The organism is Sphingomonas flavida, assembly GCF_036663655.1.
Classification (GTDB): Bacteria; Pseudomonadota; Alphaproteobacteria; order Sphingomonadales; family Sphingomonadaceae; genus Sphingomonas.
In genome coordinates this window covers 21361-44423 of sequence record NZ_JAXOJH010000011.1, presented here as the reverse complement: position 1 = coordinate 44423, position 23063 = coordinate 21361, and the positions used below count along the sequence as shown (strand labels likewise).

17 protein-coding genes and 1 riboswitch are annotated in these 23063 nt (G+C 67.6%); of the genes, 3 read left to right on the top strand and 14 right to left on the bottom strand.

Annotated features, from left to right (window positions below):
• Positions 1 to 52 precede the first annotated feature (52 nt).
• The 5 genes from infB to rimP are packed head-to-tail and all read right to left on the bottom strand — an operon-like array spanning position 53 to position 6164.
• On the bottom strand, positions 53 to 2953 hold the full coding sequence (infB, locus tag U1703_RS13075) for a translation initiation factor IF-2 (protein WP_332786042.1): 2901 nt from the start codon (positions 2951 to 2953) through the stop codon (positions 53 to 55).
• Positions 2950 to 3753 carry a DUF448 domain-containing protein gene (locus U1703_RS13070; protein WP_443025813.1) on the bottom strand — a complete coding sequence of 268 codons (804 nt, stop codon included), beginning with the start codon at positions 3751 to 3753 and terminating at the stop codon, positions 2950 to 2952. The genes infB and U1703_RS13070 overlap by 4 nt, the downstream gene beginning before the upstream one ends.
• On the bottom strand, positions 3734 to 3970 hold the full coding sequence (locus U1703_RS13065) for a tautomerase family protein (protein ID WP_320452943.1): 237 nt from the start codon (positions 3968 to 3970) through the stop codon (positions 3734 to 3736). Before U1703_RS13065 ends, U1703_RS13070 begins: the two co-directional genes overlap by 20 nt.
• On the bottom strand, positions 3970 to 5586 hold the full coding sequence (gene nusA / locus U1703_RS13060) for a transcription termination factor NusA (RefSeq protein ID WP_332786041.1): 1617 nt from the start codon (positions 5584 to 5586) through the stop codon (positions 3970 to 3972). The genes U1703_RS13065 and nusA overlap by 1 nt, the downstream gene beginning before the upstream one ends.
• The gene (rimP, locus tag U1703_RS13055) at positions 5586 to 6164 is read right to left on the bottom strand and encodes a ribosome maturation protein RimP (RefSeq protein WP_320452941.1); all 579 of its coding nucleotides are present in this window, start codon (positions 6162 to 6164) and stop codon (positions 5586 to 5588) included. The genes nusA and rimP overlap by 1 nt, the downstream gene beginning before the upstream one ends.
• Before the next feature lie 174 nt (positions 6165 to 6338).
• Between rimP and U1703_RS13050 the strand changes: the two genes are divergently transcribed.
• A complete protein-coding gene (locus U1703_RS13050) occupies positions 6339 to 7535 on the top strand; it encodes a PQQ-dependent sugar dehydrogenase (RefSeq protein WP_332786040.1) in 1197 nt (398 codons plus the stop codon).
• A 146-nt stretch (positions 7536 to 7681) separates the two neighbouring features.
• A complete protein-coding gene (locus U1703_RS13045) occupies positions 7682 to 8974 on the top strand; it encodes an ROK family transcriptional regulator (RefSeq protein ID WP_332786039.1) in 1293 nt (430 codons plus the stop codon).
• Between the two features lie 104 nt (positions 8975 to 9078).
• Here U1703_RS13045 and U1703_RS13040 read toward each other — a convergent pair whose 3' ends face one another.
• Together U1703_RS13040 and U1703_RS13035 are read right to left on the bottom strand one after the other, a co-directional pair.
• Positions 9079 to 10521, bottom strand: a complete 1443-nt coding sequence (locus tag U1703_RS13040) for a sugar porter family MFS transporter (RefSeq protein ID WP_332786038.1) — start codon at positions 10519 to 10521, stop codon at positions 9079 to 9081.
• Between the two features lie 150 nt (positions 10522 to 10671).
• A complete protein-coding gene (locus tag U1703_RS13035; protein WP_332786037.1) occupies positions 10672 to 11742 on the bottom strand; it encodes a LacI family DNA-binding transcriptional regulator in 1071 nt (356 codons plus the stop codon).
• A gap of 109 nt (positions 11743 to 11851) precedes the next feature.
• A riboswitch (SAM-I-IV-variant riboswitch) is annotated at positions 11852 to 11961 on the top strand.
• Positions 11962 to 12005: 44 nt separating this feature from the next.
• Here U1703_RS13035 and U1703_RS13030 point away from each other — a divergent pair.
• The gene (locus tag U1703_RS13030; RefSeq protein WP_332786036.1) at positions 12006 to 13073 is read left to right on the top strand and encodes a threonine aldolase family protein; all 1068 of its coding nucleotides are present in this window, start codon (positions 12006 to 12008) and stop codon (positions 13071 to 13073) included.
• Positions 13074 to 13125: 52 nt separating this feature from the next.
• Here U1703_RS13030 and U1703_RS13025 read toward each other — a convergent pair whose 3' ends face one another.
• The 7 genes from U1703_RS13025 to U1703_RS12995 all read right to left on the bottom strand — a co-directional run bounded on the left by U1703_RS13025 (position 13126) and on the right by U1703_RS12995 (position 23035).
• Positions 13126 to 13467, bottom strand: a complete 342-nt coding sequence (locus U1703_RS13025; RefSeq protein ID WP_332786035.1) for a hypothetical protein — start codon at positions 13465 to 13467, stop codon at positions 13126 to 13128.
• A gap of 65 nt (positions 13468 to 13532) precedes the next feature.
• Positions 13533 to 14048, bottom strand: coding sequence for an OmpA family protein (locus U1703_RS13020; RefSeq protein ID WP_332786034.1), 516 nt, complete (start codon positions 14046 to 14048; stop codon positions 13533 to 13535).
• Positions 14049 to 14210: 162 nt separating this feature from the next.
• Entirely contained in the window at positions 14211 to 15290 is a 1080-nt protein-coding gene (locus U1703_RS13015; RefSeq protein ID WP_320452933.1) for an AI-2E family transporter, read from the bottom strand.
• Positions 15291 to 15507: 217 nt separating this feature from the next.
• The gene (gene gltB, locus U1703_RS13010) at positions 15508 to 20025 is read right to left on the bottom strand and encodes a glutamate synthase large subunit (RefSeq protein ID WP_332786033.1); all 4518 of its coding nucleotides are present in this window, start codon (positions 20023 to 20025) and stop codon (positions 15508 to 15510) included.
• Positions 20022 to 20621: a DUF2059 domain-containing protein gene (locus U1703_RS13005; protein WP_332786032.1), complete on the bottom strand. Its 600-nt coding sequence runs from the start codon at positions 20619 to 20621 to the stop codon at positions 20022 to 20024. Before U1703_RS13005 ends, gltB begins: the two co-directional genes overlap by 4 nt.
• Positions 20621 to 22072 (bottom strand): NAD(P)-dependent oxidoreductase, encoded by a 1452-nt coding sequence (locus tag U1703_RS13000; protein ID WP_332786031.1) that lies wholly within the window; start codon positions 22070 to 22072, stop codon positions 20621 to 20623. The genes U1703_RS13005 and U1703_RS13000 overlap by 1 nt, the downstream gene beginning before the upstream one ends.
• A 153-nt stretch (positions 22073 to 22225) precedes the next feature.
• A complete protein-coding gene (locus U1703_RS12995; protein WP_332786030.1) occupies positions 22226 to 23035 on the bottom strand; it encodes an undecaprenyl-diphosphate phosphatase in 810 nt (269 codons plus the stop codon).
• Positions 23036 to 23063: the final 28 nt, after the last annotated feature.

Here is a 23063-nt window from a genome sequence, read left to right as displayed (position 1 = left end):
CATTCCGGCATGAACGACCGGCGGCAGGATCGCTCCCGCCGCCCCGCCGTCATCAGAGCGAACGCTCGCGCAGTTCGACCTCGAAGGTTTCGAGATAGTCGCCCGCCTTGATGTCGGTGAAGTTCTGCGTGAACGTCACACCACATTCCAGGCCGGCGCGAACCTCGGCGACATCGTCCTTGAACCGGCGGAGCGAGTTGATCTCGCCCTGGTAGATGATGACGTCGTTGCGCGTGATGCGCGCCTTGAGCGCCTTGCGGATGACACCCTCGGTAACCAGCAGACCGGCGGCACGACCGATCTTGCCCGCCGAGAAGACCTCGCGGATTTCGGCGCGGCCGACGACCGTCTCGAATGCCTCGGGGCCCAGCTCGCCCGCCATCCCTGCGCGGATCTCGTCGATCAGGTCGTAGATGACGTCGTAATATTTCAACGCCACCTTGTTCCGCTCGGCGATCTCGCGCGCCTTGGCGTTCGCACGGACGTTGAAGCCGATGATCGGCGCGCCGCTGGCCGCGGCCAGCGTCACGTCCGACTCGGTGATGCCACCGACGCCCGAGTGCAGGATACGCGCCTTGATCAGATCCGACTGGATCTTGTTGATCGATGCCACGATCGCCTCGACCGTGCCTTGCGTATCCGCCTTCACGACCAGCGGATATTCCTTGGCCTGGTTCGCCTTCAGCGCCGAGAACATCGACTCCAGGCTGGCAGGGGCCGAGGTCGTGCGCTTCTGGAGCACCACGCTCTGGCGATATTCGGCGACTTCGCGGGCACGCGCCTCGTTCTCGACGACCTGCAGCAGGTCGCCCGCCTGGGGCACGCCCGACAGGCCCAGGACCTCGACCGGCATGGCCGGACCGGCTTCCTTCACCTGACGGCCCTTGTCGTCCACCAGCGCACGGACCTTGCCGCTTTCCGCGCCGACCACGAACACGTCGCCGACCTTCAGCGTGCCGCGCGTGACGAGCACGGTCGCGACCGGGCCACGGCCCTTGTCGAGCTTGGCCTCGATCACGCTGCCCTCGGCATCGCGATCGGGGTTGGCGGCCAGTTCGAGCAGTTCCGCCTGAAGCTGGATCTTCTCGACCAGCGTATCCAGACCGGTCTTCTTGAGCGCCGACACCTCGACGTCCTGGGTCTCGCCGCCCATGTCCTCGACCTGCACGTTATGCTCGAGCAGACGCTCGCGCACGCGCTGGGCATTGGCATCGTGCTTGTCGATCTTGTTGATCGCCACGATCATCGGCTTGCCCGACGCCTTGGTGTGGTTGATCGCCTCGATCGTCTGCGGCATCAGCCCGTCATCGGCCGCGACCACCAGCACCACGATATCCGTGACGTCGGCACCACGCGCCCGCATCTGGGTGAAGGCCTCGTGGCCCGGCGTGTCGAGGAAGGTGATCTTCGACTTGTCCTTCAGCGTGACCTGATAGGCGCCGATATGCTGGGTGATGCCACCCGCTTCGCCGCGCACCACGTCGGTGCCGCGCAGCGCGTCGAGCAGCGAGGTCTTGCCGTGGTCGACATGGCCCATGATCGTGACGACCGGCGGGCGCGGCTGCAGGCTCTCGGCCGCATCCTCGCTCGTGTCGAGCGCCAGATCGATGTCGCTGTCCGAGACGCGGACGATGTTGTGGCCGAATTCGGTCACCAGCAACTCGGCCGTGTCTTGGTCGATCGTCTGCGTCATCGTGACGGGCATGCCCATCTTGAACAGCGCCTTGACCAGGTCCGCGCCCTTTTCGGCCATACGGTTGGCTAGTTCCTGGACGGTGATCGCCTCCGGCACCTGCACGTCGCGGACCTGCTTGATCTGCGGCTCGCGCGGGCCGCCAAAGCCACGCTTTTCCTTCTCACGCGCACGCTTCAGCGCGGCGAGCGAACGGGCGCGCGCGCCGTCCTCGTTCAGGGCGCGATTGACGGTCAGCTTGCCACCGCGACGCTCGTCACCCTTGCGGTCACGCTGCTGCGGACGGCTGGGGGGCGCGTTGCGCGGGGTCGGCTGGCCCGACGGCAGCGGCCGCGGCGCGCCACCCGAAGGGGCGGATGCCGTGGTGGTGTTGCTCGTCTGGTTCGCGGCCGGAGTCGCGGCTGCGGCGGGCGCAGGCGCGGGCTTGGGCGCAGGCTTCGGAATCTCGGGACGCTGGACCGGCGAGAAACGGCGCGGTGCGGGCATCGAGGGATCGCGACCCAGGATCGGCGGCGTCGGCACCACGGGCGCAGGCGCCGGAGCGGGTGCAGGCTTTGCCGCGACCGGGGCGGGCGCAGGCGTCGGAGCCGGGGTCGGCGCGGGCGCCGCAACCTTGGGTTCCTCGACCTTGGGCGCTTCCGCCTTGGGCTCGGGCGCCGGGATCACCGGACGCTCGACCGGACGGAACGGGCGAGCCTGGACCGAGATGGTCGGCGCAGCGGGCGCGTCAGCCTGAACGGGGGCCTGAACCGGCGCTTCCACGACGGGCGTGGGCGCAGGCTCGGGGGCCGGGGTCGGCTCCGGAGCGGGCGCAGGCGCAGCGGCGGCCGCAGCGGCCTCCGCCTCGGCACGGGCACGATCCTCGGCGCGGGCACGCTCGTCCTCGGCGCGCTGCTGACGCTCGGCGTCCTCGCGGCGACGCATTTCTTCCTGCGTGCTGAGACGCTGTTCCTCGGCCTCACGCAGCAGACGGGCCTGACGCTCCTGCGCCGTCTCGTTCGACGGAATGGGGCGCGACGCGGCGACCGGTGCGGCCGCTGCGGGGGCGGCCGGAGCCGGGGCTGGGGTCGGCGCAGGGGCCGCCGCCTCGGCGGCTCCACCCTGCGGGCCCAGGACGCGACGGCGCTTCGTCTCGACGATCACGGTGTTCGAGCGGCCGTGGCTGAAGCTCTGCTTCACCTTACCGGTCTCGACCGTGCGCTTCAGCCCCAGGGGCTGGCGCATTCCGAGTTTCGGCTTGTCGTTGTCGGTCTCGCTCACTCAAAATCCTCGTGTACGGTCACGGCCGTTCGGTCACCGGTAATGTCGGACGCCGATGCGCCTTGCGAGGCCGTTTCGCAAGGCGTTGCCACAGGGTCGGGTCCGATAAAATGCAGCCAGCGGTCGAGCGCTTCGCTCACCCGCTTTGCCGCGTTACGATCTGTCAGGCCGATGTGTACCACATTTTCGCGGCCCAACGCCAACGACAATATGGGGCGTGTGGCAGGCAGTGCCAACCCCTTGAGATCGGAACCTTCACGTCCCGAACCCACGCGCCACGCCTGCGCCAGCTTGCGACACCCATCGTCGCTTGCATCGGATGCATGATAGAGCGCGTGCAACTGGCCCGAACGGGCCGCCGTCGCGATCTTGTCCGATCCGGTCAGGAGCATACCCGACCGCGACTCGAGTCCCAGCCGGTCGAGCGCATTGCGCTCCAGCGCGGTGGTGATCAGCGCGGGCAGGTCGTCGGAGATGACGAACTCGCCCGTCTTGAACGCCCGCGCCAGTGCCCCCTTCAATCGCCCCTTGGCGATCGCGGTTTCCAGCTCGGCGCGAGTCACGCCGATCCAGCCGCCCCGGCCCGGCGCCTTCGCGCGGACATCGGGCAGCACCCGCCCGTCGGGCGCGAGCGCCAGACGGATCAGGTGCGGGCGCGCGTCATGCTCGCCCGACAGGATGCAGCGACGCACCGGCCCGTCGATCGATTCGCGGGCCGCCTTCGCCGATTCCCTAGGGCTCCGGCCCTTCTTGGCCGGAGCGTCGGTTACGCCACCGCGCTCATTGTCCCGGTTCCGCATGCGCGTCTCCCCGGGGTTGAGGTGTAGGGGCATCACGGTCGGCGATCAGCTGACCGCCCGCACCGTAATTCTCGGGGCTGACCTCCTCGATCACGATCTGGACGGCGGCCGGGTTCTTGCCCAGCCGCTCCACCAGCGAACGGGTCACGTCGGCGACGATCTCGGCCTTTTGCTGTTTGGAGGCGGTGCCCGCCAGACGGATCGAGACGAACGGCATCAGGCTTCGTCACCCTCCGCGTCCGCATCCGCCGCAACGGGTTCTTCCTCGTCGGAGAACCAGTGCGCACGCGCGGCCATGATGATCTCGTTGCCCTGCTCCTCGCTCAGCCCGTATTCGGCGAGAATACCGCCCTTGGGCGCGGCGCGCGGGGTGTCGTCACCACGGCGACGCGGCTCGGCGCGCTTCTTCTCGACCAGCTCGTCGGTCGCCAGGTCGGCCAGATCGTCGAGCGTCTTGACGCCCGCCTTGCCCAGCGTGACCAGCATCGCCTCGGTCAGATACGGCATCTCGGCCAGCGCGTCGTCGACGCCCAGGCCGCGACGCTCGTCACGGGCGGCCTGTTCGCGGCGGTCCAGCGCTTCCTGCGCACGGCTCTGCAGCTCCTGCGCCAGGTCCTCGTCGAAGCCCTCGATCGCGGCCAGCTCTTCCAGCTCGACATAGGCGACCTCTTCCAGCGCGCCGAAGCCCTCGGCGACCAGCAGCTGGGCCAGCGTCTCGTCCACGTCCAGCTCGTTCTGGAACAGCTCGGAGTTCGCGACGAACTCCTTCTGGCGCTTCTCGGAGGCGTCGGCCTCGGTCAGGATGTCGATCGCCTTGGCGGTCAGCTGGCTGGCCAGACGCACATTCTGGCCGCGACGGCCGATGGCGAGGGACAGCTGATCGTCGGGAACGACGACCTCGATCCGGTCCTCTTCCTCGTCGATCACGACGCGGCTGACGTTCGCGGGCTGGAGCGCGTTCACCACGAAGGTCGCGGTGTCGGGCGACCAGGGGATGATGTCGATCTTCTCGCCCTGCATTTCCTGCACGACGGCCTGGACGCGGCTGCCCTTCATGCCGACGCAGGCGCCGACCGGGTCGATGCTCGAATCGTGGCTGATCACGCCGATCTTGGCGCGGCTGCCCGGATCGCGCGCGGCGGCCTTGATCTCGATGATGCCGTCATAGATTTCGGGCACTTCCTGCGCGAACAGCTTCTTCATGAAGTCCGGATGCGCGCGGCTCAGGAAGATCTGCGGGCCACGGTTCTCGCGGCGCACGTTCAGGATCAGCGAGCGGATGCGGTCGTTCACGCGGACGACTTCGCGCGGGATCTGCTGGTCGCGACGGATCACGCCCTCGGCGCGGCCCAGGTCGACGACGATGTGGCCGAATTCGACGCGCTTGACGACGCCGGTGATGATCTCGCCCTGGCGATCCTTGAACTCATCGAACTGACGGTCGCGCTCGGCGTCGCGGACCTTCTGGAAGATGACCTGCTTGGCCGCCTGCGCGGCGATGCGGCCGAATTCGATCGGGGGCAGCGGGTCGACGATGAAGTCGCCGATCGCGGCACCCTTTTGCAGCTTCTCGGCACCCTTGAGGTCGATCTGCTTGTAATAGTCGTCGACCACCTCGACCACCTCGACGACGCGCCACAGGCGCAGGTCGCCCGAATTCGGATCGAGCTTGGCGCGAATGTCGTTCTCGGCGCCGTAACGGGCACGGGCGGCGCGCTGGATCGCGTCCTCCATCGCCTCGATGACGATGCCCTTGTCGATCATCTTTTCCGAGGCGACCGCATTCGCGATCGCGATCAGTTCCGCCTTGTTGGCGGAAATGGCGGTAGCCATCAGTGCCGTCCTTCCGTGGTGGCGCCGTCCTGTTCGGGCGCATCCTGATAATAAACCTCTTCCGCGCCCTCGGGGGACAGCGGCACCGTCGCGGCGATCAGCCGGTCGGTCATGACGAGCTTGGCGTCCTCGATGGCGGTAAAGGGCAGTTCGTGACGAACCTCCTCGCCATCGACGATGACGACATTCTCGCCCTCGACGCCGTCTAGGTCGCCCTTGAACTGCTTGCGGCCGTTCCGCTTCTCGGCCAGCGTGATCCGCGCCTCATGCCCCGCCCAGTCGGCGAAGTCCTTGAGACGGGTCAGCGGACGGTCGATACCGGGCGAGGACACCTCCAGCCGATAGGCATAATCGATCGGATCGCGGCCCTGCTCCTCCAGCGCGTCAAGCACGGCGGAGATGCGGCGCGACAGGTCGGCGCAGTCGTCGATGTTCAGCTGGCGCGTGTCGGGGCGCTCGGCCATCACCTGAAGCGTGGGGTCCGACGTGCCGCCATACATCTTCACGCGCACGAGCTCGAAGCCGAGCGCCTTGGCCTCGGGTTCGATGAGTTGCGTCAGAAGGGCGATGTCCGCCATGAAAGCTCCAGATGTGCCGGATCGGCGCCGCGGAACCCGTTCCGCAGCCTCCTTCACCCGACGATGTAAGAGAATGGGCCAGTCTATACACAGAAACCGCCGACGAAACAAGCATGGATGCCAGCGCGTTGGCGGCCCATCGGGCCGAACAGGGCCATACCGGGAGAGATGAAGATGAAACTGCCGCTGCTCGCCGCCTTGCCGGTGGCCCTTATCGCCTGTTCGGGCAACGGGCCGGCCCCCGGCGAAACGGGGAATACGTCGCCCGTGACGGTCGCGCCCGGCGGCACCCCCGCCCCCTCGCCCTCCGCCACCCCGCCCGCGACCGTGGTCGACGGCCAACCCTTTGGCCGCACCGTCATCGCCGATTTCGACGCGCCCTGGGCGATGACCTTCCTGCCCGACCGGCGAATGCTGGTGACCGAGAAGGACGGCCGGATGCTGCTGGTCGCCGCCGATGGCCAGGCGCGCCAGACGATCGTACGCATCGCCGTCGATTCGGCGGGCCAGGGCGGCCTGATGGACGTGGCCCTCGCCCCCGACTTCGCGCAGTCGGCCCGCGTCTATTTCAGCTATTCGGCAGCCGCCGATGGCGGCAAGCATGTCGTGCTGGCGCGCGGGCGGTTGCAGGAGGCGAACGGCACCGCGCAACTGACCGGGGTCGAGACGCTATGGGCCGCCAGCCCGGCCGTCACCGGCGACGGCCATTATTCGGGCCGCATCGCCTTTTCGCCCGACGGCCAGTATCTGTTCTTCACGGCGGGCGACCGGCAGAAATTCACCCCGGCGCAGGATCCCAAGGCGACGCTGGGCAAGGTGCTCCGCCTGACCCCCGACGGCAAGCCTGCGGCGGGCAATCCGCTGGCGGCGCAGGGTTTCGATCCCGCCATCTGGTCCTATGGCCATCGCAACCTGCTGGGCATCGCCTTCGATGCTGCCGGCAATTTGTGGGAGCAGGAGATGGGCCCCAAGGGCGGCGACGAGGTCAACCTGATCCTGCCGGGCCGCAATTACGGCTGGCCCAACGCCTCGAACGGGTCGCATTATGACGGCCGCGACATTCCCGATCACCGCGCGGGCGACGGCTATGAAGCGCCCAAGGTCTGGTGGAACCCGGTGATCTCGCCGGGCGGGCTGATGATCTATTCGGGCTCGCTCTTCCCGCAATGGCGCGGCGATGCGTTCATCGGCGGCCTGTCCAGCAAGGCGCTGGTCCGCGTCGACCTGAACGGCACCAGCGCCGCCAAGGGCGACCAGTGGGACATGGGTGCGCGTATCCGCGAAGTCGAACAGGGTCCCGACGGCGCCATCTACGTCCTGGAGGACGGCGGCGATTCGCAAGGACGGCTGATCAGGCTGACCCCTGCCTGATCCCGATTTGAGGCCGCCCCGCCCCGGTGGCGAACCGGGGCGGGGAAATCTGGTCTGACAAAAGCACTTGACCCGACCGGTTCGCATGTCGATTTTGCGCTCAAAGCGGCGACGCAGGATCGCCATACCGACAGGGGACGGACCAGATGCGATCGCCGCAGCCCGGCGCGCCGGGCATACCGGCCATGGGGCTGACCAAGCCACCGGCCAGGGGATCGGACACCGGCAACCGCGCGGTTGAGGTGCATTCGCGCGACGCACGCCTGTCGCGGGGCTTTTCGGGCACCAATCTGGAACGTGCGGGCGATTATAATCTGCGCACCGTGCTCCAGGCGATACGCTGTCATGGCGAGACCACGCGGATCGCGCTGGCCAACCAGACCGGGCTGACCCCGCCGACCATCGCCAACATCACCGGCCGCCTGAGCGAGATGGGGATGATCCGCACCGCCGGGCGGCTGCATCGCGGACGCGGACAGCCTGCGCTGCGGATCGAGATCTGCCCCGACGGCGCGTTCGCGATCGGACTGACCATCGACCGCGACCATCTGGCCATCGCGATCCTGGACCTCAGCGGCACGGTGCGGGCGCGGGCGACGCGCGAGATCGCCTTTCCCAGCCCCGACGACGTCACCGCCTTCATCCACGATACGTTCGAGCCCGCGCTGGCCGAGGGGCAGGTCGATCGCTCACGGGTGATTGGCGTCGGCATCGCGATGCCCGACGGCGTCGACCGCTCGCTGCCCAACCAGACGCGCGGATATGATGCCTGGGTCGGCGTCGATCCGGAGGCGCTGCTCGCCCCGCTTCTCCCCTGGCCGATCCACCGCGACAATGATGCCGCCGCCGCCGCGCTGGGCGAGGCGCAATATGATCACGACTTCGACTGCCCCAGTTTCTTCTACCTGCTGATTACGGCGGGGCTCGGCGGCGGGCTGGTCGTCGATCGCACCTATCATCGCGGCGCGCATCGCCGTTCGGGCGAGATCGGGCTGATGCCCGATCCGACCGCCAAGAGACCTGGGGCGATCGTGCAGGACACGGTGTCGCTGGCCGGGCTGCAGGTGCGGCTGGCGGCGGCGGGCTATACGCTCGATTCGCCCGAGACGCTGGGCGAACAGGACGATCCGATGCTGTGCGCGGTCCTCGACCGGTGGATCGTCGATTCGATCGCGGCGCTGACCCAACCCTTCGTCGCGGTGACGACCTTGTTCGATCCCGATGCCATACTGATCGGCGGGCGCCTGCCCATCTGGCTGCTCGACCGGCTGGCCAGGGGGCTGGACCAGGCGCTGGCGGAGATCGAACTGCCGGTGCGCCCCGCCATCCGCCCGGCACGCCGCGCCCATGACGCGCCCGCCATCGGCGCGGCGATGCTGCCCTTCATGGACCAGTTGCTGCCCTCCGACTCGATCCTGGTTCAGGCGGGACGGGGTTAAGCCCCCTCACCATCCTCGGTTCGGGCTGAACGGAGATCGGGGACAAAGAAAGGGCCCGCCTCCTGTTGGAAGCGGGCCCTTTCGGCATTCCGATTTCGGGACGATCAGCCCGCCATGTCTTCCAGCTCGCGACCGCGCGTCTCGTTGACCATCGCGCGGACGAAGAAGAACGACACCGCCGCGAAGAAGGCATAACCGAAATAGGTCACGCTCAGGCCCGGCGACACGGCCAGCGCCGGGAAGCTGACCGAGATGGCGGCGTTGGCGATCCACTGGGCAAAGCCCGACACCGCCAGGCCCGAACCGCGAATCTGGTTCGGGAACATCTCACCCAGCATGACCCACATGACCGGGCCCCAGCTGGCGTTGAAGAAGATGACGTACAGGTTCGCCGCGACCAGCGCGATGACGCCGTTGTTGCCGGGCAGGCTGACCGCGCCGTTCGCGCCGGTGACGGCGGTCGAAAAGGCATAGGCGACGATCGCCAGCGTCACCGCCATGCCCGCCGAGCCGATCAGCAGCAGCGGCTTGCGGCCGATCTTGTCGACTGTCGCGATGGTGAACAGGCACGCCGCGATCGACAGCACGCCCGACAGGATGTTGGTCTGGAGCGCGTAATCCTCCGAGAAGCCGACCGCCTCCCACAGCGTCGCGCCGTAATAGAACACGACGTTGATGCCGACGAGCTGCTGGAACACGGCCAGGCCGATGCCCGCCCACAGGATCGGGCGGATCTTGCCGGTCGTCTTGTCGACTAGGTCGGACAGCTTGGGCTTGTGCTGGTCGGCGGACAGGCTGCGGCGGATCTCGGCCACCTTTCGGGTCGCCTCACCCTCGCCGAACAGCTTGGTCAGGACGGTATGCGCCTCGGCATCGCGGCCCTTGGCGACCAGGAAGCGCGGGCTTTCCGGGATGATCGAGAGGGCCGCGAAATAGATCGCCGCCGGGATCGCCTGAAGCCAGAACATCCAGCGCCAGGCGGGGAAGCCCAGCCAGAATTCGGCGGTCGAGCCACCGGCATAGCGCGCCAGCGCGAAATTGGCGACGAACGCACCGGTCAGGCCGGTGATGATCATCACCTGCTGCACGCTCGACAGTCGTCCGCGAATCGAGGCAGGCGTCACTTCGGAGATGTAGACGGGCGAGATGACGCTGGCCGCGCCGACGCCCAGGCCGCCGATGATGCGCGCGAAGATGAAGATCGCCGAGCTGCCGGCGGCGCCCGCCAGCAACGCGCTGACCAGGAAGAGCCCGGCGGCCAGCATCATGACGTTGCGGCGGCCGATCGCGTCGGACAGGCGCCCCGCGCCGAACGCGCCGATCGCCGATCCAACCAGGATCGCGCCGACATTGACGCCGACACCCAGACGACCGAGGTCGAACGCGGCCTCCAGCCCCTTTTGCGTGCCGTTGATGACGCCGGAATCATAGCCGAACATGAAACCGCCGATGGTCGCGACAACGACGATCGCGGCGATGAATCCATGGTTGACGCGGATCGCGTCCCCACCCCTAGTCGAATCGGTCACCTCGGGCCCTCTCCTCATCCGCGCGGCTCACGTCTTCGCCTAACCGCGCGACTTAATCCTGTCACCGGCGCAAAACTGCCCGGCCTTGAATGGTAACGCTATCTTAAAACATCGCGCCGTCAAGCGGATGTATATGCGCTTCGTCCCGCTTCCGCATGGCGGGACCGGTCATGCTATCGCGCGCGGCCGCCGCCGCGGCGCCGCATCCGACTGACGCCGGATCAGGCTATAGTCGAGCATGCGGTGCGGGGCGGCCTCGCCCGTCTTCTGGCGGATCACGGTCGCCATCATCTCGACCGCGGCGCGCGCCATGTCGGCGATCGGCTGGTGGATGGTGGTCAGCTCGGGCCAGATGGTCGTCGACAGGGTGGTGTCGTCGAACCCGCAGACGGTCAGGTCGCTCGGCACGTCCAGACCACGGCGATGCGCCACCGCCACCGTCGCGGCCGCCATGTCGTCATTGGAGGCGATGATCGCGGTCGGCGGCTCGGGCAGGTCGAGCAGCCGCTCGGCCGCGTCCAGCCCGGAGCGATAGGTATAGAGCCCCGGTGCGACCAGATCCGCGTCGAACGGCGCGCCCGCCGCCTCCAGCGCGGCGCGAAACCCCTCATACCGCCGGGCGCTGGCGGTCAGGTTGGGATTGCCCGAGATGAAGCCGATGCGGCGATGGCCCAGCGTCATGACATGCCGGGTCATCTCCTCGGCGGCGGCGCGGTCGTCGATCTGGACCGCCATCGCCGAGTCGGGCATCTCCTCGGGCGAGCGACCGGTCGCCACGACGACGGTCGGCACCCCCGCCTCACGCAGCAGCGAGAGCACCGGTTCGGCCTCGCACAGTGGCGGCGGCAGGATGACGCCGTCGATCCCGCCCTTGATCAGGTGGCGCGTCACCTCGACCTCATGGTCGCCGATCTCGCACTTCTCGACCACCATCTGCACGTCCAGCCGCGATGCCTGGTCCAGCGTGCCGAGCAGGAACTCGCTCAGGAACCCCTGGCTGGGATTGCTGTACAACATGCCGATGCGGATCTGCGCCGCGCCGGCCAGGCTGCGCGCGGCGGGGTTGGGGGCATAGTTCAGCTGGGCGATCGCCGCCTCGACCTTTTCGCGGGTGGCGGGTCGGACATTGGCCTCGTTGTTGATGACGCGCGACACGGTCATCAGCGACACGCCGGCCTCTCGGGCGACGTCGCTGATCGTGGGAGCGCTGCTGCCGCGGCGCGAGGTCCTGATGTTCATGGCCCTACGCTTCCACGTTTCGTGCCCGATGCGCAATGCTTTGCGGCCGAAAGTCGGGCGTGGAGCGGTAACACCCCTTGCGAATTCTCGCTCATGCCGGTAGTGCGCCCGCCAGCATCAAGAGTCGGGCCCATGCCCGGCACCAACCTGCCTCCCGGCAAGGTGGTGCCTTTCCAGATGGAGAGGGATGTGGCCGAACCGGCAACAACGGGACGAACCGCCACTTCCTCATCCGACTCGCCCAAAGGCACGAAGGATTTGTGATGAAGACGGCCCCTCAGCATCTCGCGCCCCAGCAATTTGCCAGCGACAATTATGCCGGCATCTGTCCCGAGGCCTGGGCCGCGATGGCCGAGGCGAACCAGGGCTATGTCCCCGCCTATGGCGAGGACCCCTATACCGACCGCGCCGCCGACGCGTTCCGCACGCTGTTCCAGACCAAGTGCGAGGTCTTCTTCGCGTTCAACGGCACGGCGGCCAATTCGCTGGCGCTGGCCGCACTCTGCCAGAGCTATCATAGCGTGATCTGCTCGGCCTCCGCGCATGTCGAGACCGACGAGTGCGGCGCGCCGGAGTTCTTCTCCAACGGCTCCAAGTTGCTGGTCGCGCAGACCGATGACGGCAAGCTGACCCCGGACGCGGTCCGCGCGTTGGCCACCGGCCGCTCGGACATTCATTTTCCCAAGCCCCGCGCGGTGACGATCACCCAGCCGACCGAGACGGGGCAGGTCTATACCCTGCCCGAGATCCATGCATTGTCGGCGGTGTGCCGCGAACTGGGCCTGCGGCTGCACATGGACGGGGCGCGCTTCGCCAATGCCTGCGCCGCGCTGGGCTGTTCACCCGCCGACATGACGTGGCGCGCGGGCGTCGACGTGCTGTGCTTCGGCGGGACCAAGAACGGCATGGCGGTCGGCGAGGCCATCCTGTTCTTCGACCCCGTGCTGGCGGAAGATTTCGACTATCGCTGCAAGCAGGCGGGGCAGCTGGCGTCCAAGATGCGCTACCTCGCCGCGCCCTGGATCGGGATGCTCGACACCGGCGCCTGGCTGACCAATGCGGCGCATGCCAATGCCTGTGCCCAGCGGCTGGCGGCGCGGGTCGCGGGGCTGCCCGGCATCGAACCGATGTTCCCGGTCGAGGCCAATGCCGTGTTCCTGAGCGCGCCGCCCGAAGTGCTCGACGGCCTGCGCGCGCGCGGCTGGCGCTTCTATACCTTCATCGGCGGCGGCGCGCGCTTCATGTTCGCATGGGACGCCGACCCTGCACGGGTCGACCAGCTGGGCGACGACATCGCCGCCGTGGCGGCCGAAGCGTTGCAGGTGGCATAAACGCCGGACGGACCGTCTTCCTTCCCTCCTGATGGGGAAGGAAGAAACGGCTTTATCCCTCGGCGGCGAGACGGTCGAGCCAGGCCTGGGCCTGTTTGGGCTCACCCACCGCCTCGGGCCCGACCGGCCCGCGCGACGCGAGAAACTCGGCATGGAGCGCAAAGGGCGGCAGGCCCAGCTGTGTCCTGGCCGCGTCGATCGCCTCGCCGATCTCGGTCAGCTCCGCCACCACGGGGGCCGCCGCCGCGCGGGCCACGCGGTCCTTGCGATGGTCGAACAGCCCCCATTTGCCGCCCGCCGTTATACGCAGCGCCGCGATCAGCGCCTCGCGATAGTCGCTTTCCATTTCCTCGCGGTGCACATCCAGCCGCGCCAGTCGATCACCCTTGGCCATGACCCGGCCTTAAGCCGCGCCGATCGGGTCGGCAATCACCGACATGGCGTGCCGCGAAAACCGGATCAGGAAGCGGCGGGCGTGAGCGCGATCTCCACACGGCGGTTGCGCGCGCGGCCTGCGCTGTCGTCGCTGCCATCGGGCTTGGCATTGGGCGCGACGGGGCGCGTCTCGCCCAGCGCGATGACGGTAATCCGGTCGCGCGCAATGCCCTTGCGCGCCAGATAATCGCGTACCGCATCGGCCCGCTTGCGCGACATGGTGCGATTGGCCGTATCATCGCCGTCGCTGTCGGAATGGCCACGCAGCGTCAGGCGGCCCGTCTTCACCGCCGCCTGCTCCGCCATCCGGTCGAGCGTCGCCTTCGCCTCCCGGCTCAGGACCGCGCCCCCTTCGGGAAAGCCGATCGTCGCCAAGGGCGCATCGGGATTGGCGGATGGGTCCGGCGTCGCACGGGCCGGAGGCGACGGCTCGGGGATCGGCATTTCGATGACGGCGCCCTTCGTCCCCGCGGCACGGGCGACCGGCGTGTTGCCGTCGCCGCAGCCCACCAGGATCAAGGCCATGGCGGACACGATCATCCCGCCCCCCGGTCGCATTCGCATCCCCATCCCTTCAACGGCCATCACCGCGGGCCCGCCTGCCCGGCCGCTGGATCATAGGAACCGATTGTTGCGGTGCAAACAGGCTTCGCCGCGCATCCCGGCCCAAATCCCCCATTATGGGTCACCGCCGGTGTCGGATCAATCCGACGCTTCGGACGGCAGGGCAACCCCGCGCTGCTCGCTCAGTATCCGCCAGCCCGTCAGGAACAGCGCCGCCACGACCGGACCCACGACGATCCCGCTGAGCCCCAGCAGCTCGATCCCGCCCAGCGTCGTCAGCAGTACGATCCAGTCGGGCAGGCCGGTGTCGCGGCCGACCAGGATGGGACGCAGGATATTGTCGGCCAGTCCGATGACCAGCACGCCCGAGGCGACGACCACCGCCCCCTGCCAGATCGCCCCCGTCGCCAGCAGGTAGATGGCGACCGGCCCCCAGATGATTGCCGGGCCGATCGCGGGCAGCAGGGCGGCGATCGCCATCAGCACGCCCCACAAGAGCGCGGCAGGCACGCCGACGATCGAGAAGGTGATCGCCCCCAGCGCGCCCTGCACCAGCCCGACGATGACAGATCCCTTGATCGTCGCGCGCACCACCGCAACGAAGGTATCCACCAGTCGCGTCGACACCTGTCCGTCCAGCGGCAGCGCGCGGACGAAGGCGGACCCCAGCCGATCCCCGTCGCGGATCAGGAAGAAGGCGACATACAGGCCGACGCCAAAGGCCAGCGCGAAGGCGAAGGCGTTGCGACCGATCGACAGCGCCTGGCTCGCGATCTGGCTGACGCTGCTGCTCAGCGTGCGCGAGACGCGCTGCTGAAGCCCCTCGAAGCTGCCGACGCCCGAATTGTCCATCGCCTGGCGCAAACGCTGGGGCAGTGCATCGCGAACCTGCTGGAAATATTGGGCGAAGTCGATCTGGCCGCTGCGGAGTTTCAGATACACGCCCGAGGCCTGGTCGACGACCATGCTGCCGATCACCAGGGTGGGCACCACCACGGCAAAGGTGATGATGAGCATGGTCAGCCCGGCGGCAAGGCCGCGTCGCCCGCCCGTCTTGGTCAGCAGCCACTGGAACAGCGACCGAAACAGGATCGCCGCCAGCGCCGCCCAGAGCAGCGCCATCAGAAAGCCGGAAACCACCGCGATCAGTCCGATGGTCACGATCGCGAGGAAGAGGATGAATCCCCCTCGTTCGATCCGTTCGCGGTCGATGGTCATGCGGTCTTCCCCCTGTTCATCGCGACCAAACTGTCACGGTGACGCAACGGTTCCGTCTTGGGCTATGCGAGTTGGGCGGGATGGAATCCCGTTCCTCCCCTGCAAGGCGCGGGGGATCAGCGAAGCTGGTGGAGGGGTGTCCCGCTATCCAGGACGCGACACCCCTCCGTCAGGCCTTCGGCCTGCCACCTCCCCTAGCGGGTGAGGAAAAGAGCTATCATTCCGCCGCCACCGCCTCGACACTGTCGTCGAGCGGATGCGCCAGCCGGGTCAGCATTTCCTTCGGGCAGACCTGCCAGAAATGCCCGGCCACGCGGTCCCAATCCTCGAGCAGCCCCTTCGACCACTTGCTGTCGGTGCGCGCGGCATGTTCGGCGACCAGGTCGCGCAACACGCCTTCCCAATGCGCCGAAGCGAGACGCTGCCACACGATATTCTCGGGGTTGGCGCGGCGCGGGAAACGCGCTTCGGGGTCGTAGATGAAGGCCATGCCGCCGGTCATGCCCGCACCGAAGTTCGCGCCGACCTCGCCCAGCACCACCGCGGTGCCGCCGGTCATATATTCGCAGCCATTTGCGCCACAGCCCTCGACCACCACGGTCGCGCCCGAGTTACGCACGGCGAAGCGCTCGCCCGCCTGGCCCGCCGCGAACAGGCGACCCGAGGTCGCGCCGTAGAGGACGGTGTTGCCGATGATCGTGTTCTTCTGGCTGGCCAGCGGCGAGCTGACCGCCGGACGGACGATGATCGTGCCGCCCGACAGGCCCTTGCCGACATAGTCGTTGGCATCGCCGAACACTTCCAGCGTCACGCCCTTGCACAGGAACGCGCCCAGCGACTGGCCCGCGCTCCCCCGCAGCCGGACGGTGACATGCCCGTCGGCCAGCTTGCTCATGCCGAACGTGCGCGTGATCTCCGAGGACAGGCGGGTGCCGACCGCGCGGTGCGTGTTGCGCACCGAATAGGTCAACTGCATCTTCTCGCCGCGCGAGAAGACGGCGGCGGCATCCTTGATGATCTGCGCATCCAGGCTGTCGGGCACTTCGTTGCGGAAGGTCGACAGGCTGAACCGCCGCTCGGCATCGGTCGCATCGACCTTGGCCAGAACGGGATTGAGGTCGAGATCGTCGAGATGCTCGGCCCCGCGGCTGACCTGGCGCAGCAGCTCGGTCCGCCCGATCACCTCGTCCAGCGAGCGCACGCCGAGGCGCGCCAGGATGTCGCGGACTTCCTCGGCGATGAAGGTCATCAGGTTGATGACCTTTTCCGGCGTGCCGGTGAACTTGGCGCGAAGCCGCTCGTCCTGCACGCAGACACCGACCGGGCAGGTGTTGCTATGGCACTGGCGCACCATGATGCATCCCATGGCGACGAGGCTCAGCGTACCGATGCCGAATTCCTCGGCCCCCAGGATCGCCGCGATCACGATGTCGCGCCCGGTCTTCAGGCCGCCATCGGCGCGCAGGCGGATGCGACCGCGCAGGCCGTTCAGGGTCAGCGTTTGGTTGACCTCCGACAGGCCCATTTCCCAGGGCGTGCCGGCGTACTTGATCGACGTCTGGGGCGACGCACCCGTGCCGCCGACATGGCCCGACACCAGGATGACGTCGGCATGCGCCTTCGCCACGCCCGCTGCGACCGTGCCGATGCCCGCCGAGCTGACCAGCTTCACGCAGACGCGGGCGCGCGGGTTGATCTGCTTGCAGTCGTAGATGAGCTGCGCGAGATCCTCGATCGAGTAGATATCGTGATGCGGCGGCGGCGAGATCAGCGTCACGCCCGGCGTCGCATGGCGAAGCTTGGCGATGAACTCGGTCACCTTGAAGCCGGGCAGCTGCCCGCCCTCGCCGGGCTTGGCGCCCTGTGCGACCTTGATCTCGATCTCGTCGCAGGCGTTCAGATATTCCGCCGTCACGCCGAAGCGGCCGCTCGCGATCTGCTTGATCGTCGAGTTGGCGTTGTCGCCATTGTCATAGGGCTGGTAACGCAGCTTGTCCTCGCCGCCCTCGCCCGACACGGCCTTCGCGCCGATCCGGTTCATCGCGATGGCCAGCGTCTCGTGCGCTTCCGGCGACAGCGCGCCCAGCGACATGCCCGGCGTCACGAAACGCTTGCGGATCTCGGTGATCGCCTCGACCTGATCGACCGCCACGCCCTCGGCGGGGAAGTTGAACTGGAGCAGGTCACGCAGATAGACCGGCGGCAGGTCGCCGACGCCGCGCGCGAATTGCAGGTACGTCGAATAGCTGTCGGTCGCGACCGCCGTCTGCAACAGGTGCATCAGCTGTGCTGAATAGGCATGCGTCTCGCCGCCGTCGCGCTGGCGATAGAAGCCGCCGATCGGCAGCGTCGCGACATGCTGGTCCCAGGCCGCCTCGTGACGGATCATCGCCGAATAATGGAGCGAGTTGTAACCCTCGCCCGAAATCTTGGCGGGCATACCGGGGAACAGATCGTTGACCAGCGCGCGGGACAGGCCGACCGCCTCGAAATTATAGCCGCCGCGATAGCTGGAGATCACCGCGATCCCCATCTTGGCCATGATCTTGAGCAGGCCGTCCTCGATCGCGGTGCGATGGTTGGCCAGGCACGTCTCGATGGTCATATCGCCGAACAGGCCACGGCCGTGACGATCGACGATCGCGGCTTCGGCCAGATAGGCGTTCACCGTGGTCGCGCCGACGCCGATCAGCACCGCATAATAATGGGTGTCGAGGCATTCGGCCGAACGGACGTTGATCGACGCATAGCTGCGCAGGCCCCGCCGGACGAGATGCGTGTGCACCGCCGCCGCCGCCAGCACGCCCGCGATGGCGACGCGGCCTTCGGAGACATGCTCGTCGGTCAGGAACAGCTCGGAGCGCCCTTCGCGCACCGCCTGTTCCGCCTGGTTGCGGATACGCTGGATCGCCGCGCGCAGACGGTCGGGACCGCCATCGGCCTCGAAGGTGCAGTCGATCTCCGCCGCCGAACGGCCGAAATGCGTCTTCAACCGGTGCCAGTCAGCCCCCGTCAGCACCGGCGAGTTGAGCACCAGCACCCGCTCGCGCCGATCCTCGGTGTCGAGGATGTTGGCAAGATTGCCGAACCGCGTCTTGAGCGACATCACATAGCGTTCGCGAAGCGAGTCGATCGGCGGGTTCGTCACTTGGCTGAAATTCTGGCGGAAGAACTGGCTGATCAGGCGCGGCTTGTCGGAGATGACCGCCAGCGGCGTGTCGTCGCCCATCGACCCGATGGCTTCCTTGCCGCCCTCTGCCATGGGCGACAGGATCAGCTCCATATCCTCCATCGTCTGGCCGGCGGCGACCTGACGGCGCAGCATTTCGCCGCGCGGCATCCGTACCAGCGCGTCCTCCTCGGAGGGCGCGGGCAGCTGGTCCATGGTCAGGAACTCGCCGATCATCGCGGCATAGTCCTGCTCGCCCGAGATCTGGTCCTTGATCGCGCGGTCGTCGTACAGCTTGCCCTCGGCCAGATCGACCGCGATCATCTGCCCCGGCCCCAGGCGGCCCTTGGCGGTGATCGTCGATTCCGGCACCACCACCATGCCGCTTTCCGAACCCACGATCAGCAGGCCGTCGGCGGTCAGCGTATAGCGCAGCGGGCGCAGCGCGTTGCGGTCCATGCCCGCCACCGCCCAGCGGCCATCGGTCATCGCCAGCGCGGCCGGACCGTCCCACGGCTCCATGACGGAGGCGAGATACTGGTACATGTCGGCATGCGCCTTGGGCGCGTCGAGGTCCTTCTGCCACGCCTCGGGCACCAGCATCAGCTTGGCGGTCGGCGCATCGCGGCCCGACCGGCAGATCGCCTCGAACACGGCATCGAGTGCGGCGGTGTCGGACGCGCCCGCGGGGATCACCGGCTTGATGTCCTCCGAATTGTCGCCGAACGCGATCGAGGCCATGCGGATCTCGTGGCTGAGCATCCAGTTCTTGTTGCCACGGATTGTGTTGATCTCACCGTTATGCGCCAGGCAGCGGAAGGGCTGCGCCAGCCACCATTGCGGGAAGGTGTTGGTCGAATAACGCTGGTGGAAGATCGCCACGCGGCTCTCGAACCGGTGGTCCTGCAGGTCGGGATAGAAGACCGACAGGCTCTCGGCGAGGAACAGCCCCTTGTAGATGATCGAGCGGCAGGACAGCGAACAGATGTAGAAGCCGCTGATCTGCGCCGCGATCACCCGCTTTTCGATGCGGCGGCGGACCAGATACAGGTTCTTCTCGAACTCAGCGGCATCGACCTCGTCGGGCATCGGCCCGGCGATCATGATCTGCTCGATCTCGGGCCGGGTCGCCTGCGCCTTCATGCCGATGACCGACACGTCGACCGGCACCTGGCGCCAGCCATAGATGGTGTAGCCCGCCTCGATGATGACGCTCTCGACGATGGTCCGACAGGTTTCCTGCGCGCCCAGGTCGGTGCGCGGCATGAAGATCATGCCGACCGCCAGCCGGTTGGGCAGCACCTTGTGTCCCGACGCCGCGATCGCATCGTCGAAGAAGCGGTGCGGCAGGTCGACATGCAGACCCGCCCCGTCACCGGTCTTGCCGTCCGCATCCACCGCACCGCGATGCCACACGGCCTTCAGCGCGTCGATCGCCGACTGGACGACCCGGCGCGAGGGCTGGCCATCGGTGGCCGCGACCATGCCGACGCCGCACGCATCGCCCTCGAACTCGGGGCGGTACATGCCATGCTCGGCGAGATATTCGCGCTGGTCCATCGTCATTCTCCGCTTGCGCCGAACCGGGTCATCACCCCGGCCACGGCCTTTTCCGTTTCCGCCCATTCCCAGGGCGCTTCTTCCGTAATCCAGCTCAGGACCGTCTCTTCGGTCCGGGGCCGCAGCGCCCGGACCTTGTCGACCAGCCTGGCCTCGGTCGTCATATTCGGCGGGACCGTTCCGCTCTGCATCGTCGCGATCAGCGCCTGTCCGGCGGCCGTCGCGTAAAAGCGGTTCAGCGTCGCCAGTTCGGCATCGCTGAACGCCGCGCCGTAGATCGCCGCCTGGCGTTGCCACAGGACCGGCATCCGCTCATGCATCGAACGGGCGCGTAACGGCTGTATCGCCTGGGCGATCGCCCAGACGATGCCGGGATGCTTCGCCTCGCGCGCCTGCATCTTCGGGTCACTCGCCAAGAGCTGCGCCACCATGGTGTCGGTGCCCATGTCGGCCATCTTGACGAGAAGCGCCTCCGGGTAGAGCAATCGCGCAAGCGCCAGCGCCGCCGGGCGCGACGCGGGTTGCGTGGGGCCGGCCTTCGGTGCGGCTGGTGTCGCGACCAGCGCGACCAGCGACCCCGCCATCAGACCGACCATGCGCATCACGCCGCCACCTTCTCGCGCGCAGCCGTCTTCGCCCGTCCCTTCAACCACTTGTGCATCGCCTGTGCGACGTCGCGGCCGTCGCGGATCGCCCACACGACCAGGCTCGCGCCGCGCACGATATCCCCGGCGGCAAACACGCCGTCCAGGCTGGTCATCAGCGTGCGGCCATCGACCAGCACCGTGCCCCAGCGGCTGACGCCCAGTTCGGCGGTGCCGAACAGGCTGGGCAGGTCCTCGGCATCGAAGCCCAGCGCCTTGATGACCATGTCCGCGTCCAGCAGATGGTCGGCGCCCGGCTCGGCCTCCGGCGCACGGCGGCCGCTCGCGTCCGGCGCACCCAGCCGCATCTTGGCGGCGCGCACGCCGGTCACCGTCTCGCCGCCCTCGAAGCCGAGCGGCGCGGACAGCCAGACGAACTCGGCGCCCTCTTCCTCGGCATTGGCGACTTCGCGCTGCGAGCCGGGCATGTTCGCGCGGTCGCGGCGATAGAGGCACTTCACCGACTTGGCACCCTGGCGGATCGCGGTGCGGACACAGTCCATCGCGGTATCGCCGCCGCCGATCACGACGACATTCTTGCCCGCCGCGTTCAGCGAGCCATTCTCGAACGCCTCGACCGTGTCGCCAAAGCTCTTGCGGTTGGAGGCGGTCAGATAGTCGAGCGCGGCGATCACGCCGTTCGCACCTGATCCATCCACCTCGACATTGCGCGCCTTGTATACGCCGGTCGCGATCAGCACCGCGTCATGGCGATGGCGCAGTTCCTCCAGCGTCGCGTCCTCGCCAACCGAGAAGCCCTCGTGAAAGACGATGCCACCCGCCTTCAGCCGCTCGACGCGGCGCATGACGACGGGCTTCTCCAGCTTGAAGCCGGGGATGCCATAGGTCAGCAGGCCGCCCGCGCGGTCGTGCCGGTCATAGACATGGACCTCGTAACCCGAAATGCGCAGATATTCTGCCGCGCTCAGGCCCGCGGGCCCCGCGCCGATCACGGCGACCGACTGGCCGCGCTCCGGCCCCGGCACCAGCGGTTCGACCCAGCCCTCTTCCCAGGCGGTGTCGGTGATGAACTTCTCGACCGATCCGATCGTGACCGCGCCGTGGCCCGAAAACTCGATGACGCAATTGCCCTCGCACAGCCGGTCCTGCGGGCAGATGCGGCCACAGATCTCCGGCATGGTCGAGGTGGCGTTGGACAGTTCATAGGCTTCGCGCAACCGCCCCTCGGCGGTCAGGCGCAGCCAGTCGGGGATATGATTGTGCAGCGGGCAATGGACCGAGCAATAGGGCACTCCGCATTGCGAGCAGCGCCCGGCCTGGTCCTCGGCCGCCGGGGGCGCATAACGCTCCGCAATCTCACGGAAATCCTCCGCACGCGCCTCTGCGCCCCGCTTGGCCGGATAGGCCTGCTCGCGGCCCACAAACTTCAGCATAGAATCGTTCGCCATATGCGCCTCCGAAGATGCGGATATTGCGCAAGCGACCCTGTGTCACCTCGAAATCGACATATATGGCATACATGCTGCCATAGTTATCGCGATTTACTAGCGGCCGACCGCCCTATTGCGATCGACCCGCAAAAAACAAGGTCCGATCCGGCATCAATGCATCGTCAACAGCGCCAGTGCGATGCTGCCGGCCACGATTCGATACCAGGCAAAGGGGCCAAAGCCATGCTTGCCGACGATGCCGACGAACCAGCGTACGACCAGCAGCGCGACGATGAACGCCACCACGAAGCCGATCGCGATCTCCAGCGGCCCGACGCTATTCCCGGCGCGCATCGCATCCATATGCCCGGCCGTCTCCACCACGCTCGCCCCCAGCATCGTGGGGATGGCAAGGAAGAAGCTGAACTCCGCCGCGGTACGCCGCTCGACGCCCAGGGTCAGCGCCCCCAGGATCGTCGCGCCCGAGCGGCTGACGCCTGGAATCATCGCCAGACACTGGAGGAAGCCGACGCCCAGCGCGGTCTTGGCCGGGACCGCCGCGATGCCGCGCGTGTTGCCGGGCTTCACCAGCCGCTCGATCACCAGGATCGCGACGCCGCCGACGATCAGCGCGACCGCCACAACCTTGGGCTGGAGCAACAGCGCCTCGATATGCTTTTTTGCCAGCACGCCGATGACGGCGGCGGGGATGAAGGCGATCAGCAGGTTGCGCACGAAGCGGACCGAGCCCGGATCGCCCTTCGCCAGGCCGACCATGACCGTCCAGAAGGTGCGCCAGTAGAGGACGACGACCGCCAGGATCGCGCCCAGCTGGATGACGATGTTGAACATCTGCCACCGCGCATCGTCATAGCCGAGCAGCGCGCCCGCAAGGATCAGGTGGCCGGTCGAGGATACCGGCAGGAATTCGGTGACACCCTCGACAATTCCGAGGATGATGGCGGCAATCAGGTCGTTCACGCGAGTCCCCAAATGATAAGCCCCGCCG